The organism is Lachnoclostridium sp., assembly GCF_031997925.1.
Classification (GTDB): domain Bacteria; phylum Bacillota; class Clostridia; order Lachnospirales; family Lachnospiraceae; genus Lachnoclostridium.
Genome location: NZ_DAMADT010000001.1, coordinates 278,057 through 295,954 on the forward strand (window position 1 = coordinate 278,057; position 17,898 = coordinate 295,954).

Below are 17,898 nucleotides of genomic sequence, written 5' to 3' on the forward strand. Positions count from 1 at the left end.
TTAACTCGTAAAGATTTCTTGTTATAGTACACCTTATTAAGATTGTATGGATTTTTTGGTAACATTACTTTATCAAGCTATGTGCATGATTTTCTTGTATTTTCGAATACTAATTTTAGAATCGCTTTTATGAAGCATTCTATTCATCCAATTATATATTTAAATTGATAGTTAGGTGAATGGTCATTCTTAACAAAAAGGTAGTTTTCTGTTTTTGTTGAAAGGAGGGATTCTTTGTGTCGAATCGTTTAGAGAAGTTAGATCCCAAGGTGGAAGAGCTTATGAGTACACACCCTAACTTAAGAAAAGCACCAGCGAATATCACGAATCATGTAGAACAGGAGCCTGGAATGATGACAAAACAGGGTTCTAGCTACGGTGCAAATAATAAATGTGCACCAGATAACAATATTTTTTATGAGGATAGAAGCAATCACCTATGTAGTAAAGGCGATTAGCTAACACGCAAAAGAATCTTTAGGTAAGATAAAAAGACCTCTCAAATCCGAGCTTTATATAAAACTGGGATTAGAAAGGTCTTTTTTTTAACTTATTACTTGTGATCCTTTTTCCTCATATGCCACTAAGACAACATCACTGCCAAACATATTTTTTATTTCATTTTCAAGATCAGTAATTTTTTTTCTGCAATCCTCTGTGATACTAGCCATTTGATAAGCTTCAAAATCTTTCATGAGAATCCTCCTATGTTAAGATTTACCTTAGAATTATTCTCCAATTTTGAAAGATTTATTCTATAACAGCATTCTTAAGGATTACAATGCGTTTTAATATTACAAACTGATGTTACAAACTGATGTTACAAATTGATATACAAAACTGATATACAAAACTGATATACAAACAGATATTATAAACCAATATTATAAATTAGCCTTTTGCCCCTTAGCTCCGCGCTTTCTATTACGCACTTTCTTGGCAGAGAGCTCTTTTCCTTGGAACTCAAAGAATTCAGTCTCAGGAAGGGCAACAGTAACATAAGCAACTTTATCCTTCTTCTCCAGAGTAATTCCTTTCACTCCCTTACTGGTTTTCTTTAACTCAGATACTTCAGTTAATGGGAAACCTAGAGATAGACTGTCTTCTGTTAACAGAATTACTTTGGAATCTGGGTTTGATATTGTATGGGCACTTAAGCAGAAAACGGATACCACATGATCGTTTTCTTCTAGTTTTGTTGCAGATATCATTGCACGATTGGTTTCAAATTCAATACCGGATACTAATTTTATAAAACCATTTTTCGTTGTGAAAAGTAATTGTGATTCAAATAAATCTTCGAATGCAATGTAGAGCAGGATTTCTTCTTTATCTACCTTACATAAATTATGAATTAAGGTACCTTTATCTTTTATTTTACATTTCGGTATTTTTTCCGCCTTTACTTGATACATGTTACCTTCTGCTGTAAAAAGACATAATCGGTCGGTATTTTTCATTTTAATGATATGAATAAAGTCCTTTAAACTGTCCTCGGAAACACGAGAAAAACTGGTATTATCGACGGATTTTGTATAGCCGAATTTGTCAATTAAGATATAAATATCCTCTACTTTGATTTCTTCTACGTATTCTGCAATTGCCATATTGGCAAGAACGGTATGTCTTGGAACGTTAAATTGCTTTTTGTATTCTTTTAAGTTACTTTTGATGACTTTAAAGAGCTCTTTTTTGTTTCCTAAAATACTCTGATATTGTTCGATGTTATCCAACAAACTTTGATTCTCTTCATGTAGTCTAAGTATCTCAAGACCGATCAATTTACTTAAAGGCATTGCAAGAATCGCATCCGCTTGTCGTTCTGTAAAATCGAGTTTTGCCGCTTTTTTTCTAGAAGCTTCTGTTTTAAAATTAATTTCTTCGGTATTTCCATGAATCAAACAATCCTTTGCCTGTTTAATGGAAGAGGAGCCACGTAGGATTTCGATAATTAAATCAATAACATCTGTTGCCCTAATTAAACCATCAACGATTTCCAATCGCTTATTTGCTTTATCTAATAGGTGTTCGTATTCTTTCGTATAGAGTTCTTCTTGAAAAGAAACAAACTCACCAACCATATTTTTTAGCTGGAATACTATTGGCTGTTGCTCTTTTACTGCTAGAAGGTTTACTCCATACGTATCTTCCATCGAGGTTTTTTTGTAAAGACCGTTTAATAGGTTATCGATATCACGGTCTTTTTTTACTTCAATTACAACACGAATACCTTCTTTTGAGGACTCGTCTCGAATGTCAAAAATCTCATCAAAGACTTTATCTTTCATCAAATCCACAAGGTTTTCGACTAATTTGGTCTTATTCCCCGCTACGGTATATGGAATTTCTGTAATTACAATGTTTTTTCTACCATTGTCAGAAGCCTCGATTTCAGTCTTTGCACGAACCTTTAGACGACCTTCTCCGGTTTCATATATGTTCTTAATATCTTCGCTATTAATAATTGTTCCACCGGTCGGGAAATCTGGACCTGGAATATATTTCATCAACCCTTCGGTAGTAATATCGGGATTGTCAATATAGGCTATGACACCGTCAATAACTTCGCTTGGATTATGAGGTGGAATATTGGTTGCCATACCAACTGCGATACCAGTAGTTCCGTTAATTAATAAATTTGGAAGCATCGCTGGTAAGACAGATGGTTCTTTCTCACTTTCATCAAAGTTTGGTACAAATTCGACGAGCCCCTTTTCAAGGTGGTCAAGTAAAGTCATCGCACCATCGGATAAACGTGCTTCCGTGTAACGCATTGCCGCTGCACCGTCACCGTCAATGGAACCAAAGTTACCATGGCCATCGACAAGAGGGATTTGCATCGAATAAGGCTCTGTCATATGAACGAGTGCATCATAGATAGAGGTGTCACCATGAGGGTGATATTTACCCATCGTATCTCCGACAATACGAGCACTTTTTCTGTGTGGCTTCTTTGGATCAAGTCCAAGCTCTATCATGGAATAAAGGATTCTACGTTGAACAGGTTTTAAACCATCACGTACATCAGGTATGGCTCTAGCCATGATAACACTCATCGCATAGTTACGAAATGAGGTTTTCATTTCTTCAGAAAAATCCAACTGTATTATATTTTCCGTTTCTTTTTTCATTTTAACTCCAATCCGCATGCTCTAGCACGCATAAAATTTGGAGGCTGATAAATCATTTTCTATTTTTCAACCTAATTACAACTCGCGTGCTTTTGCACACATATTAATTAAGATAACTCTCAATCGTGTGGCTTAGCACACGGACTAATCAAGAGTTTAAAAGCTATTCTATTTTTAAACCTAACAACCATTGCATCCTTTTCCTTCAAGGCGTAATCAAACCACTCATGGGCTTGCAAGAAAAGGTATGCCAAAGTAATAAGTGCAAAAGCTAGATATTAGTAGTGTTCCTAACGTTATTTTAATGAAGTGGTATTCTACTTAAATATCAAGTTTTGCATATTTAGCTTCGTTCATGATAAATGCACGACGTGGAGGTACATTATTACTCATTAGCAATGTTGTAGTTTCGTCTGCATCGACAGTATCTGTAATGGATACCTGTGCCAATACTCTTGTTTCTGGATTTAAGGTAGTTTCCCACAACTGCTCTGCATCCATTTCACCAAGTCCTTTGTAACGCTGGATATGAATTATTTTATGCTTGGTTGTTTTTCGAAACTTGTCCAATTCAAAATCATTGTAGATATATTCGAACTTCTTTTTCTTCTTTCCTTCCGAAGTCTCATATTCTACACGGTATAGTGGTGGAAGACCGCGATAAATTTTCCCCTCCATAATAAGTTTAGGCATAAATCGATAGAAAAAGGTGAGGAGTAGGGTACTAATATGTGCTCCGTCGACATCGGCATCGGTTAGGATAATAATTTTATCATAACGTAATTTTGAAATATCAAAATCATCACCAATTCCACAACCAAAGGAAGCAATCATGGACTTAATTTCATTATTTACTAAGATCTTTTCTAACGTAGCTTTTTCAACATTAATGATTTTACCACGCAGCGGAAGAACTGCTTGCGTACGACGATTTCTTGCTGTCTTTACGGTACCTCCCGCGGAATCACCCTCTACGATATATACTTCACATTCCTCTGGTTTTTTAGAGGAGCACGAAGCAAGCTTACTCTTGGTATCAATATCATTTAGTTGCTTTAGCACAGCGCTACGTGCTTTGTCACTGGCCTTTCTGGCCGTGTAGGAGCGCATGGAGTTTTCTAAAATAGCCTTTAAGATCTCCACGTTTTTATCGAAATATCTGGTTACTTCCCCTGAAAAAACATCCTCGACTGCACCTTTTGCATCGGTATTACCAAGCTTTGTTTTGGTCTGTCCCTCAAATTGAGGATCAGGATGCTTTATTGATATGATGGTTACAAGTCCATTACGAATGTCCTTGCCATCAAAATTTTCGTCCTTTTCTTTCAGTACGCCAAGTTCTCTCGCATATTGATTCATGACACGTGTTAAGGCGGTCTTAAAGCCGGTTACTAGGGTTCCGCCATCGACAACATTGATACGGTTACAATAAGCATTAATTTGCTCTGAAAAACTATTCGTATACTGAAGCGCAACTTCAACTTCGATGTCTCCACTCTTTCCTTCAATATAGATAGGTTCTTCGTGAATTACGGAAGCCTCCCTGTTAATGTAAGAAACAAAACTTTTAATACCGAACTCTTCACAATAGGTTTTCTTAAACCCGGTATTCTGATCGTAGAATACAATAGATAGGTTCTTATTTAAAAATGCTACTTCTTTTAGCTTTTTTGTAATGGTTTCTGCTTTAAATTCAACTGTTTCAAAAATAGTTGGATCAGGATAGAAGGTTACTTTTGTGCCGGTATCGGATTTGTTGCACTTTCCAAATACAGGTAACATTCCGCTCTCAAGTTCTACACATGGATGTCCACCATGTTCATATTCATCACGATATATTTTCCCGTCTCGTCTAATTTCAACGATCATACGAGCTGAAAGTGCATTTACAACGGAAGCACCTACGCCGTGAAGACCTCCAGATACTTTATACACGGAACTACCAAACTTACCGCCAGCATGGAGTATCGTATAGACAACTCGTGCAGTAGGTATTTTTTTTGTTGGATGAATGTCGACAGGTACTCCTCGACCATGATCAGCGATGGAGATTCCGCCATCTTTTAGTAAAGTAATCTCAATCTGGTTACAAAAACCCGCTAAATGCTCGTCAATACCATTATCAAGAATCTCCCATATAAGGTGGTGTAGACCTCTTGTACCGGTGCTACCGATGTACATACCAGGTCGTTTCCTAACGGCTTCTAAGCCTTCCAGTACTACAATTTGACTGCCATTGTATTGCTCCATAGTAAATTCCTTTCTATTTCAATATTCCTATTACTTTTAAATATATCAAATCCGTTAATGCGGACAAGGGGTGTAATAACGAAAAAATAGATGTGTAATCACATCTTTATCAAAGTATTATAGCATAAAACATCTGTTCTTATCAAGCAAAGTAAGTATAGTTTGTGTGTTACTAAGATTTTATCATAACCTAAATTTACCAGATATATTTTAAAAATTCTATGTTACGATAACTAAAGTGCTTTTATAGCAAAACAGGATAAAAAGTGATGATAAACGTAAGAAGCATAATTTTTTCGTTAAAATGGAAAAAGTATGTAAATAATAGAAGAAGGAACCCAATCGAAATTTAGGAAGAGTGCTTAAATGTAAGTAAAAACGCCTAGATTTCCTATTGAATAAGGTTTACAAAGGTTATATAATGAATTTAATGTAAAACTTTTGTAGTATCATAGGGATGTATGGAGGAAATACGGATTTCCTGCGGAAATTCGTATCCGATAACTTAGAATAGGATTGTAATGAGGAGGAAGTTCAATTGGCACAATGTAAGGTTAGTATAATTATGCCGGTTTATAACGTAAGTCGCTATTTGCGGGGCTGTCTGGACAGTATCGCCTCTCAGACCATGAAGGAAATTGAACTTATCGTGGTGAATGACGGAAGTACGGATGATAGTTTAAGTATATTAAAGGAATATGAAGCACAGTATCCAGAATGGATACATGTGTATACCACAGAGAATCGTGGTGTTAGCCATGCAAGAAATTATGGTATTGAACGTGCATCCGGGGAATATCTTTTGTTTGTTGATAGTGATGATTTCGTTGAACCAGAAATCTGTGAGAAATTATATGAAAAGGCAGCGAGAGATGATAATGATGTTGTTATCTGCCGTTATAACGATGTCTATGAAAATGCAGATAGTGAGATGCTAACTGTCAAACAGGGAAAAGCATTCGAAATCGTGATTGGTAGAAATTTTAATATTCATGAAACAAAATTTGAATTGACACATATTTCTCCATTCCCATGGGACAAGCTTTATCGAAGAAATTTATTTGAGACCATTCGTTTTCCTGAAAAGTTACGTTTTGAAGATCTTGCGATTATGTACTGCTTAATGACAAAGGCAAAGAGTATCGGAGTCATCGAAGACAGACTTTATAACTATCGTAGAGCTAGTGAAGGAAGTTTTCTAAGTAATTTTAGTGAAGGAACCTTAGATATTGTCACTTCGTTAAGACTTTTTTTGAAGCAGATGAAGGAGCAGGGCAATTATGAAGAATTTAAAGAAGAAGTCGAGTACATCTGTACAAGACATCTTTTAGTTCGTTATGATGCTATTTTTGATACTGCGACAAAAGGGAAATTGGACATAAAGAAGGAAATGATTGATAACTGTGTGGACTTCTTTCATGAATATTTTCCAAAATGGAGAGAGAATCGATATTTACTATATACTGCATCTGGAGCATCAAGAAAAAAGATGAGAAAGTATACGAGCAGAGGAAAGATGATTCGATCCGCAACATTATGTGAGTATACCCCAGTGTTTGTTACGAGTATTTTGCGTAAAAAGAAGAAGATACAAGGGAAAATAAAGAAAAAATGGAAGAAGTTCTCGAAATCAAAGAATAAGTTTCGTTTTATCTATAACCGTATCCCAGGAATCAAATTACTTCATCTTCCAAACGATGTTAAGTATACCATGTTCTATGAAAAACTTGCTGTGAATGATAATGATGTGCTATTTGAATCCAAACATGGTGATGATATTGCAGGTAATATCTTTATGATGTTACAGGCTATGGGGGATGATAAGTATCGTGATTTTCATATTATGGTTACCCTAAAGGAAGGAAATATCAGCTCATACAGTGCATTGCTTACACGCTACGGGATTGATTATGTAGATATCATTACCACAGATAGCAAGGAGTATCTAAAAGTTCTTGCAACTGCAAAATATCTAATAACAGATACTAGTTTTCCACCTTATTATATCAAACGTCCTGAGCAGGTATACTTAAACACTTGGCATGGAACTCCATTAAAGGCGATGGGACGTATTGTACCAAAGAGAGAGTATGCGCTTGGTAATGTTCAGCGTAACTTTTATTTGGCAGATTATCTTTTATACCAAAATAAATTCTCCAGAGATATTTTCGTGGAGGATTATATGCTTGCGCCTTTATTTCAGGGAAAAGTTATGTTATCTGGTTATCCAAGAAACTCCGCTTTCTTTAATACAGAGCGATATGAAGCAATTCGTAGCGAGCTTGGTGTCCAGGACATGCAGGTCATGGCTTATATGCCAACATGGCGTGGTTTATTAAATAAAAAGGAAAATAAAAAGCAAGTCTCTGAATTAATGAATTATTTTTATGAACTGGATATGTTACTTCGTGATGACCAGATACTTTATGTTAAACTACATCCATTTGTAAAATCGGAAGTTAATTATGACGACTTTACACACATTGTGTCATTCCCAGAAGAATATGAAACTTATGACTTCTTAAATGCTACGGATTTATTAATAACAGACTACTCCAGTATTATGTTTGACTATGCCGTATCGAAAAAGAAAATTATTTTATTTACTTATGATCGTGAGGAGTATCTAAACGACCGAGGCATGTATTTGGACTTAAATGAATTGGAATTCCCAATTGCGGATACCGTAGAACAGTTGGTGAAAGAAATTAAGAAAAATTCCACATATCCGAAGTTCCATGAAGAGTTCTGTAGTTTAGACTCTGCGGATACTGCGGAAGAAGTATGTGAGACATTATTCCTTAAGAAAGAGCCAAACTTCTCGTTAGAACCTATAGAGAGAGAGAATAAGAAAAAGGTATTAATTCTTATCAGTGGTCTTAGAAATAATGCAACCTCAGAGCAATTAATGGAGCGTATTAACGAATTAGATACCGACCGTTATGATATCTTCCTTTGTGCAAAAGCCTCCACGATTCGTAAGGCTACTTCCGTACTTTCTAAGTTAAGGGATGAAATTAACTATATTCCGTTAATGTTTGATGTAAACTATACGATCAAAGACCGTTTGGCTTGTGTTAAGTCCTTTAAATTTGGTTATAGTTCTAAGAGAACAGAAGGTTTAATCCGTCAGTTAGCAGAGCGTGAAAGAGTAAAGTACTTTGGATCTATTAATTTTGATATTGTAATTAACCTATCTTCTTTGGATAAAATTTTGTTCCATATGTGCAAATCCTTTGATGGAGTAAAGATATTCAATATGAAATCATTTGAATATAAGAAATATACACAGAACAAAGAATATTGTAAGTTTATGGATTACTTCCTGAATCGTTTGGACGGTTATGATTATGTTACGGGTACCAAACAGATTCTTAAGTTAAATCAGGCAGTATTTGAACAAAATCAGGTAAAACACCTTATTGACGATGAGCCAAAGCTTGAATTACCAGAGTTATTAAAGGAGGTTGATAGATAATGAAGGTAGGAGTTGTAACATTTCATAATGCACATAATTATGGTGCGAGCCTTCAAACTTGGGCTCTTCAAAAAGTATTGAAAAATCTTGGGACAGAGCCGGGTGTAATTCATTATCATCCTGAAATTATTGATAAGCTTTATGTTGCACCTAAGCTAGATACTACAAAGAAGAAGTTAAAATATTTGCTTAAGAAAGAATATCGTACCCGTATTCAGACACAGATATATAAAAACAAACGTTATTCAAAGTTTATTCGTGAAAAATTTCATCTGATTGGTGATTATAAGACATATGAAGAGCTATTAAATTCCAATTTATCTTTGGATGCATATATCACTGGAAGTGATCAGGTGTGGAACAGTGATCATACAGGAGGGTTTGACCCTGCCTATACTCTTGATTTTGCAAAACCTGGGGCTAAGAAAATTTCTTATGCAGCCAGTGTAGGAAGAGAGTATATTCTGCCTCAATATAGAGAACAATTTCGTCAGAGTCTTGAAAGCTATACTTCGATTTCGGTTAGGGAAGCTAGTGCAAAGCCAGCCATTGAAGCTCTGACTGAAAAACCAGTAGAGGTTGTTCTTGATCCAACCTTATTACTTGAGAGAAAAGATTATGAGGAATTAAAAAAACCTGGTAAGTTTAAGGGCCGTTATATTTTGGTTTATATGATGGAGTCAAATAAGGAACTTGTTCAGTTTGCAAATCGTCTATCTGTTGCAATCGGTCTTCCAATCATTCAAAGAAAATTACCTGGGGTATTTCGAAATGAACTTGGTTCTTATTACGAGGATACGGCTGCTGAATTTTTAGGTGAGATTGAGAAGGCAGAGTATGTGCTAACAAATTCCTTTCATGCAACGGTATTCTCTTTAATATATGAAAAACCATTTATCTCTATGCTCCACACGAGTACTGGAGCAAGAACGAGCGATTTGCTTAAATCAGTAGGGTTAGAGTCGCATCTGTTGTATCATATCGGAGATTTTCATGACATGAATCAATTTAAGATTGAGGATGTAGACGCGTTAAGACAGAGAATACGTGAATTAAGAGAATCTTCTATTAACTTCTTAAATCGCGCGCTAAAGAATAATTAGTAATGGATTCTTGGAGGTAGCTATGAAACGGTTAACGGCAATTGTACCTTGTTTTAATGAAGAGGAAGTTCTTCCGATGTTTTATGAGGAAATCATGAGAGTCGCAGAATGTTTGAAAAATGAAGTGGAATTCGAGGTATTGTTTGTTAATGATGGTTCCACCGATGGTACGTTACAGGAAATCCGAAAATTGAGAGAAAGAGACAAGCGGGTTAAGCTTGTCTCCTTCTCGCGTAATTTTGGGAAGGAAGCGGCAATGTACGCTGGCCTTGAACATTCCACCGGTGATTTCGTAGCTATTTTGGATGCTGATTTACAGCATCCACCTAAAATGTTAATTGAGATGTATCATGGAATTGTATTGGAAGGATACGATAGTGTAGCAGCAAAACGTGTCACAAGAGATGGAGAACCAAAGCTCCGCTCTTTTTTCTCTAAAAAATTCTATAACGTTTTATGTAAGTTAAGTAAAATTGAGATTGTAGAAGGCTGTGTAGATTATCGTCTTATGACGAGACAGATGGTAAAGGCTGTTTTATCCATGAGTGAGAGGAATCGCTTTACGAAAGGAATCTTTGGATGGATAGGTTTTCATACCAAATGGATCGCTTATGAGAATGTCGAGAGGGCAGCAGGGCAAACCAAGTGGTCTTTCTGGAAATTATTTAAATACTCTCTGGAAGGAATCATAGGGTTTTCAACAGCACCTCTTGCGATGTCTTCGATATTAGGACTTGCTTTTTGTGGTTTCTCCGTTTTGGCTATTATTTATATTGTTATAAAAACAATAATCTGGGGTGATCCAACAAGTGGTTGGCCATCCTTAGCTTGTATCATCTTGATGGTAAGCGGAATCCAGTTATTCTGTATGGGTATTTTAGGACAGTATATGGGTAAAACTTATATTGAAGTAAAAAATCGCCCAATTTATCTCGCAAGCATTGTAGAGACAGAAGAAGAACAAGATGATATATTATGCGAAACTAATCAAAAGTAAGATGATATGATGACGGAGACTAATCAAAAGCAAGATGATATGTTGTCAGAAACTATATCAAAAGCAACAAACAAGGAAATAACGAGAGTTGATAATAAACGACAGGATTAGGGATTAGAAAGGAAGGGCAAATAAAATGAAGAAAGTAATTACCTACGGTACTTACGATTTATTGCATGTTGGGCATATTAATTTGCTAAGAAGAGCGAAAGAATATGGAGATTACCTCATTGTAGTATTATCTTCGGATGAGTTTAACGCATTAAAGCATAAAACCGCTTATCATTGCTATGAAGATAGAAAAACAATTCTGGAAGCAATTCAATATGTAGATGAAGTAATACCAGAATATAATTGGGAACAAAAAATCAAGGATGTTGTAGATAATAATGTCGATGTATTTGTTATGGGAGATGACTGGAAGGGACAATTTGACTTTTTAAAAGATTATTGTGAAGTCGTATATCTACCAAGAACAGAAGGAATTTCAACATCAAAGATTAAGAATGATTTGCACAAGTAGCAAAATTTGTTTAAGGAAGAAGTAAGTTACAAAGAAGCTTTTGCTGGTATTGTAGCTTAGTTAACATGATTCAAGGTTAGAATATCAAAAGGTTAGAACAAAAAAGATAATTATATTAGTAGTAGACTTAATGTGCGCTTAAATAAGCGCAGGAATAGGAGTGTTAATGCTACGAAAAATCATGAAAAAGGGGATATTGGCTATATACAGAATCCTAAGATTTTTACCACTCCAAAAGAGAACCATATGCTTTATGAGCAACTTAGGAAGAAGTTATGGTGGAAATCCAAAAAGTATTTATGAAGAAATGGTACGAGAAGGACTCGATCAGGAGTATCGTTGCATTTTTTTCCTTGAAGATACGAATACACCAATTCCTGGAATAGCATGGAAAGTAAAGCTTTCTCGTTTTCGATATTATTATTTCTTAGCTGTAGCTGGTATCTGGGTGAGCGATACAAGATTTCCGAACTACATAAAAAAACGTAAGGGTGTTACCTACCTACAGACATGGCATGGTACACCATTAAAAAAGTTAGCTTTAGACATGACGTCATTAGCTATGGCTGGTGAGGAAACCTTAGATCAATATAAAGAAGAATTTAAGAAAAATTCTGCAACATGGGACTATCTTATTTCTCAGAATCCATTTTCCACGGAAACCTTCAAAAGAGCATTTGACTTTCAAGGGGAAGTATTAGAATATGGGTATCCAAGAAATGATGTCTTATTTCAAAAAAACAATTCTTATGACATTGACCAGATAAAAAAGAAACTAAATATACCTAGAGATAAAAAGATAATTCTTTATGCGCCAACATGGAGAGATAATGAATACCACGATAAAGCAAACTATAAATTTAATGCTCCACTTGATTACGATTATTTATACGAGCAATTAAAAGATGAGTATGTAATATTGCTAAAGTATCACTATATGGTAAGAGAGAAGCTTTCGTTGGGGCAATACCGAGGATTTTACAAGGTAGTGGAACAAGAGATTGATATTTCAGAATTATATCTTGTATCGGATATGTTGATTACAGATTATTCTTCCGTTATGTTTGATTATAGTTTGTTATACCGTCCAATGCTTTTTTATGTATATGATTTAAAGGAATATGAGGAGAAACTTCGAGGCTTTTATTTTGATTTTGTGGAGGAAGCTCCTGGGCCGTTGTTTACTTCCGTGGGAGAACTTGTTTCTATGATAAAGAATTATTATCCAGAAGACTACACCGATAAATACAAATCGTTCTGTGATAAATATCATTCATTTGAGAATGGAAATGCAGCGAAACGTACGGTTAGACTTCTAACCGCAAAGGGAATGAAATAATAGCTGTGCTATGTTAGATATTAGTATATAGAATGCTTTTCCTATTTAGAAAGAAGGGGCTGTTGTTAACAGTACCTTCTTTCTGTTCGTTCAATATGGAGAAGAGTGCTTTATCTGCATGATAAGAAAAAATTCCAGAAGTGTATTATCACTTGTAGAATGATTCGTAAAATGAATGGTAGATATCAATATAATCTATTTTACATAGGTTAAGAAGATACTTATAATGATACTGAGTATTTTGTGAAATATTGTGACATTATAAAATAGATTACCATAAAATGGAGAGAAGAATGTAAGAATCAATGATATGCTGTAGAATAGTGTAGTTTCTAGACGGTAATACAAGTAGATGATTTAGAAAACAAGTTTGCTTCTAGGAAATCTTTCAACAGCTTAAGAGGTGCTAAATATGCACAGAAAAGAGGTTATAGATGAAAGAACCGTTTGTTACGCTTGATAAAGTGAAAGAAATTGTTAATACACATAGTACACCGTTTTATATTTATGATGAAAAAGGGATTAGAGAGAATGCTAGAAGATTAAAGGAAGCATTTTCTTGGAACAAAGGGTTTAAAGAGTATTTTGCAGTTAAGGCAACACCAAATCCGTTTATACTACAGATTTTAAAGGAAGAAGGTTGTGGTAGTGACTGTTCTTCTATGACAGAGCTTACGCTAACGGAAGCTGTTGGAATTACTGGAAGTGAAATTATGTTTTCCTCCAATAATACACCAGAAGGTGAATTTACAAAGGCCAAAGAGTTAGGTGCTATTATCAACTTAGATGACTATACCCATATTGATTTCTTAAACGAAGAGTGTGGAATACCTGAAACCATCTGTTGTCGATATAACCCAGGTGGTGTTTATGAAGTAAGCAATGGTATTATGGATAATCCAGGAGATGCTAAGTATGGTTTTACAAAGCAACAGCTCATCGATGGATATAAAAAATTAATGGAGTTAGGTGCGAAAAACTTTGGTATCCACTCCTTCTTAGTAAGTAATACCGTTACCAATGATTATTATCCTGCCTTAGCAAGAACTTTATTTGAACTTGCAGTGGAGCTAAAAAATGAAACCAATGCGAATATCACGTTTATAAACCTATCGGGTGGAATAGGAATACCTTATTTACCAGACGAAGAGGGAAATGATATTATGGTAATTGGTGAGGGTGTTCGTAAGGCTTATGAAGAAATCTTAGTACCAAATGGTCTTGGTGATGTTGCTATTTTTACAGAACTCGGACGATTTATGCTAGCTCCATATGGCCACCTTGTAACGAAAGCAATCCATGAAAAACATATTTATAAAGAGTACCTAGGCGTTGATGCCTGTGCGGTAAACTTAATGAGACCAGCGATGTACGGAGCTTATCATCATATAACGGTACTTGGTAAAGAGGATGCTCCACTTGATACCATGTATGATGTAGCAGGTTCCTTATGTGAAAATAATGATAAATTTGCTATTGATCGTATGTTACCTAAGGTTGACATGGGTGATTATCTTGTGATTCATGATACTGGTGCTCATGGTTTTGCTATGGGTTATAATTATAATGGTAAACTAAAATCTGCAGAACTCTTATTAAAGGAGAACGATTCGGTACAATTGATTCGAAGAGCGGAAACTCCAGAGGATTATTTTGCAACGTTTGATTTTTGTGATATTTTGAAACAAAATAAGGTCGATTAAATGTAATATATTATCGGAACAAAACAAAAAGCATGTTCTGATAATCGAATTTACGGTGCGAAAAAACGCACCTTTTATGAGAAATAGCTACGCAATTTCTCATAAGTTATCTTATAAGTGGTTACAAGAATTTTGTTGGACTAAGTGACAACAGAACTCTTGTAACCATTTTTAATTATAAAATAAATAAGATTCTATCAGACCTTGTCGAATTATCTGGTAGAAACTAAAAATTACCGTTATTTCCTTTATATGTCCTAATGTAAACTTTATATTAGTACGATATAATAGCTGTTAACAACATGTAAGTATACACCATATACAAAAGAAACTAGGGAAAATAAATAATATAATGTATCTTACTTAGTATAGAGTAAAATAAGAAAATTACAAAAGAAACTAAGCATATAAAAGAAAAATAAAGTAATAAAATTATTCTTACTTATATAAAGAAAAAAAGAAAACTACAAAAGAACTAGGTATATAGAATAAAAATAAAGCAATAAAATTATTCTTACTTAGTATAAAGAAAAAGAGAAAACATCCGATAAATAAGGTAGATTGAAGTTATTGAAACGAAGAACGTGTTTCAATATCAAGTATTATTAGTTAGGGCGGTGAGTTGTATGCGTATTGATGCATTAAGTAAAATTAATCAACTTTATCAGACAAACGATACAAGAAAAGTATCCAAATTACAGAATGGAAATAAAAAAGACAGCGTGGAAATCTCACAGATGGGTAAGGATTTTCAGATAGCAAAGCAAGCAGTGTCTTCGGCACCGGATATACGTCAGGATAAAGTAGACGAAATAAAGAAAAAACTTGCGTCGGGTAATTATGAGATTAGCCTTGAGGAATTAGCAGACAAGATGATAAATGACTTCTTTGAATAGTGGTTATCACAGAAAGAAGCTTGTAAGCTACAGGTAGATCGGAGGTAATTCATTGGCAAGCCTGATACAGGAATTAATAACAACGCTTCGCGCAGAGGAACAGCTTTATCAAGAGATGATACCGATTGCAGCGGAAAAAACCAGAGTGATTATAGACAATGACCTCGCTTCCTTGCAGCAGATAACAGATGAAGAGCAAGTTACTGTAGAAAAAGTAAATGCTCTGGAGCGCAAGAGAGAAGAGGTTATTGTAAACATAGGAACAGTAATAAATCGAAAGCCAGAAACACTGACTATGAAAGCGATTATTACACTATTAGAGAATCAGCCAGAGGAGCAAAAAGAATTAACATTAATCCACGATTCTCTAACAAACACAATTAATCAATTAGTAGAACTAAATAAAAAAAATAAATCTTTAATTCAACAGTCCCTAGAGATGATTGAATTCAATATGAATTTAATTCAGAGTACAAGGATGTCACCGGGGAGCACCAATTATACCAAAGGAGCATCTCAGTTTGAGATGCCAGCTGCGCAGACAGGGATGTTTGATGCGAAGCAATAGGTAGAGATATAGCAAAGAAATGATGCAAAAGAGAGGTGAGATTCCATGAGCTTAATGAGTAGCTTATATGTAGGCGTATCTGGATTACAAGTCAGTCAAAATGGTCTGAATACTACGGGACATAATCTTGCAAACGTAGAAACAGAAGGTTATGTTAGGCAGCAAACAGTATTACAGACTTCTCAATATCGAACCATAGGACAATCGTATATTTCCCCAATGCAGTTAGGCCTCGGAGCAGAAACAGCTGCTGTTCGTCAGGTTAGAGATGTCTTTTTAGATAAATCATATCGACAAGAGCTTGGACGTCGAGGGTTCTATGATTCTCAATATGAAACAGTATCCGAGATTGAAAACTTAATGGGTGAGCTTGAAGGCGTTGCGTTTCAGGATTCCATTGCAAACTTTTGGAATAACTTACAGGAACTCGCGAAAGAACCAGATAGTTTAGTAAAGAGAGCTTCACTTGTAGAAACAAGTGTCAGCTTTATTGAACGGTCGGAAAATTTATTCAAACAGCTTCGGGACTATCAGTTAAATTTAAACTTGAAAATAACGAATACGATCTCTCGTATTAATGAAATTGGAGATCAAATTTCGAACTTAAATGATAGAATATGTGCTTATGAAAGTAATCGAGTAGAACACGCGAACGACTTAAGAGACACAAGAAATAAATTATTAGATGAGTTGTCTCAAATGGTTACCATTACATATCGTGAAAATGCAGATGGTAGAGTTACTGTAAATGCAGAAGGAGTTCCATTTGTAACAGAAGATGTTACACATCATATGGGAAGTATGACAGTAACACAAATCAGACAACGACAGCTTGACGCAGATGAATTTAATACAACTGGTATGGCGGAAAATTCTGATATGTTAATACCGATTTGGCCAACGTATGGCAATGTAGAAGTATTCAATCGAGATTTGATACCAAATCCAGCAGATAATTCTGATATTGGTTCTTTAAAAGGCTTAATTTTAGCGAGAGGAACAAAAGTGGCAAAAGCTACGGATATTCCGATAGCACCTAATAAAGATAATTATTTGGACGAGTTCGGTGACTTAAAGGAAGATGCCTATAACCTTGCTTTAAAAGAATATAAAGAGGCAGTTAAGACATACAACAAAACAATAGAACCATCCATTGTAATGTCAACTCAAGCACAGTACGATCAGTTAATCCATGGTATTGTAACTAAGATTAATGATATCTTATGCCCTAACAAAGAAGTAACTATCGCAGCAGGTACTACGGTTGAACTTTCGAATGGGGATACGTATACGTACGATAAAGATACGGTGATTAAGGTATTTGATGATGAAAATGCTCCAATTGGTATAAATGGTGAGGGTGGAACGGAGTTATTTAGTCGTAAATCCATGCCTCGATATACAGATTATCAAGAGATTACTTTGGCTAATGGGGATACCATTCTTGCTAGGATTTACAATGAGGAAGATGAGGCAAATAATTATTCCTTGTATACCGTTGGTGAACTGGTAGTAAATCAAGAGTTGATCGAGGACAAGTCAAAGATGCCATTAAGCCAGAATTCGAATACTGGAGATTATGACATTAAGACTACTGAGAAATTATTAAAAGCATGGCAGGAACCATTTGCAACTCTTTCTCCAAATACATTGACAAAATCAAATATTAATGATTATTACAATGCATTAATCGGAGGTATTGCGACTACTGGTGAGCGCTATCATACCATTGTTAAGAGCCAGGAAGGTATGGTAACAAGCATTGACAATCAGCGTCAATCAGTTCTTGGCGTAGCCTCAGATGATGAACTTACAAGCTTAATTAAATTCCAACATGCGTATAACGCAGCTGCTAGATATATAAATGTAATAGATCAAATGCTTGAGCATATTGTGACGAGAATATAAAC

At 35.2% G+C, this 17,898-nt stretch carries 13 protein-coding genes; 10 read left to right on the forward strand and 3 right to left on the reverse strand.

Annotation, left to right across the window (positions count from 1 at the left end; genetic code table 11):
* Nucleotides 1-236: 236 nt before the first annotated feature.
* Complete coding sequence (locus RTP52_RS01210; protein ID WP_312103523.1) at nucleotides 237-458, forward strand: hypothetical protein; 222 nt, start codon at nucleotides 237-239, stop codon at nucleotides 456-458.
* Between the two features lie 87 nt (nucleotides 459-545).
* Here the strand turns inward: RTP52_RS01210 and RTP52_RS01215 are convergent, their stop codons facing one another.
* The 3 genes from RTP52_RS01215 to RTP52_RS01225 form a co-directional block, all read right to left on the reverse strand.
* Entirely contained in the window at nucleotides 546-695 is a 150-nt protein-coding gene (locus tag RTP52_RS01215) for a hypothetical protein (protein WP_312368685.1), read from the reverse strand.
* A gap of 189 nt (nucleotides 696-884) precedes the next feature.
* Nucleotides 885-3,131, reverse strand: coding sequence for a DNA gyrase/topoisomerase IV subunit A (locus tag RTP52_RS01220; RefSeq protein WP_312368687.1), 2,247 nt, complete (start codon nucleotides 3,129-3,131; stop codon nucleotides 885-887).
* Between the two features lie 321 nt (nucleotides 3,132-3,452).
* A complete protein-coding gene (locus RTP52_RS01225; RefSeq protein WP_312368688.1) occupies nucleotides 3,453-5,381 on the reverse strand; it encodes a DNA gyrase/topoisomerase IV subunit B in 1,929 nt (642 codons plus the stop codon).
* A gap of 538 nt (nucleotides 5,382-5,919) precedes the next feature.
* Between RTP52_RS01225 and RTP52_RS01230 the strand changes: the two genes are divergently transcribed.
* The 9 genes from RTP52_RS01230 to flgK all read left to right on the forward strand — a co-directional run bounded on the left by RTP52_RS01230 (nucleotide 5,920) and on the right by flgK (nucleotide 17,896).
* Nucleotides 5,920-8,859, forward strand: coding sequence for a bifunctional glycosyltransferase/CDP-glycerol:glycerophosphate glycerophosphotransferase (locus tag RTP52_RS01230; protein WP_312368689.1), 2,940 nt, complete (start codon nucleotides 5,920-5,922; stop codon nucleotides 8,857-8,859).
* Nucleotides 8,859-9,962 (forward strand): polysaccharide pyruvyl transferase family protein, encoded by a 1,104-nt coding sequence (locus RTP52_RS01235; protein ID WP_312368690.1) that lies wholly within the window; start codon nucleotides 8,859-8,861, stop codon nucleotides 9,960-9,962. The genes RTP52_RS01230 and RTP52_RS01235 overlap by 1 nt, the downstream gene beginning before the upstream one ends.
* A gap of 22 nt (nucleotides 9,963-9,984) precedes the next feature.
* The gene (locus RTP52_RS01240; RefSeq protein ID WP_312368693.1) at nucleotides 9,985-10,959 is read left to right on the forward strand and encodes a glycosyltransferase family 2 protein; all 975 of its coding nucleotides are present in this window, start codon (nucleotides 9,985-9,987) and stop codon (nucleotides 10,957-10,959) included.
* A gap of 136 nt (nucleotides 10,960-11,095) precedes the next feature.
* Entirely contained in the window at nucleotides 11,096-11,482 is a 387-nt protein-coding gene (gene tagD, locus RTP52_RS01245; RefSeq protein WP_312103542.1) for a glycerol-3-phosphate cytidylyltransferase, read from the forward strand.
* A gap of 166 nt (nucleotides 11,483-11,648) precedes the next feature.
* On the forward strand, nucleotides 11,649-12,821 hold the full coding sequence (locus RTP52_RS01250) for a CDP-glycerol glycerophosphotransferase family protein (protein ID WP_312368694.1): 1,173 nt from the start codon (nucleotides 11,649-11,651) through the stop codon (nucleotides 12,819-12,821).
* 434 nt (nucleotides 12,822-13,255) lie between these two features.
* Nucleotides 13,256-14,524: a diaminopimelate decarboxylase gene (locus RTP52_RS01255; protein WP_312103547.1), complete on the forward strand. Its 1,269-nt coding sequence runs from the start codon at nucleotides 13,256-13,258 to the stop codon at nucleotides 14,522-14,524.
* A 626-nt stretch (nucleotides 14,525-15,150) separates the two neighbouring features.
* Entirely contained in the window at nucleotides 15,151-15,420 is a 270-nt protein-coding gene (flgM, locus tag RTP52_RS01260) for a flagellar biosynthesis anti-sigma factor FlgM (protein ID WP_312106711.1), read from the forward strand.
* Nucleotides 15,421-15,472: 52 nt separating this feature from the next.
* A complete protein-coding gene (locus tag RTP52_RS01265; protein WP_312368696.1) occupies nucleotides 15,473-15,988 on the forward strand; it encodes a flagellar protein FlgN in 516 nt (171 codons plus the stop codon).
* A gap of 45 nt (nucleotides 15,989-16,033) precedes the next feature.
* Entirely contained in the window at nucleotides 16,034-17,896 is a 1,863-nt protein-coding gene (gene flgK / locus RTP52_RS01270) for a flagellar hook-associated protein FlgK (protein ID WP_312368699.1), read from the forward strand.
* Nucleotides 17,897-17,898: the final 2 nt, after the last annotated feature.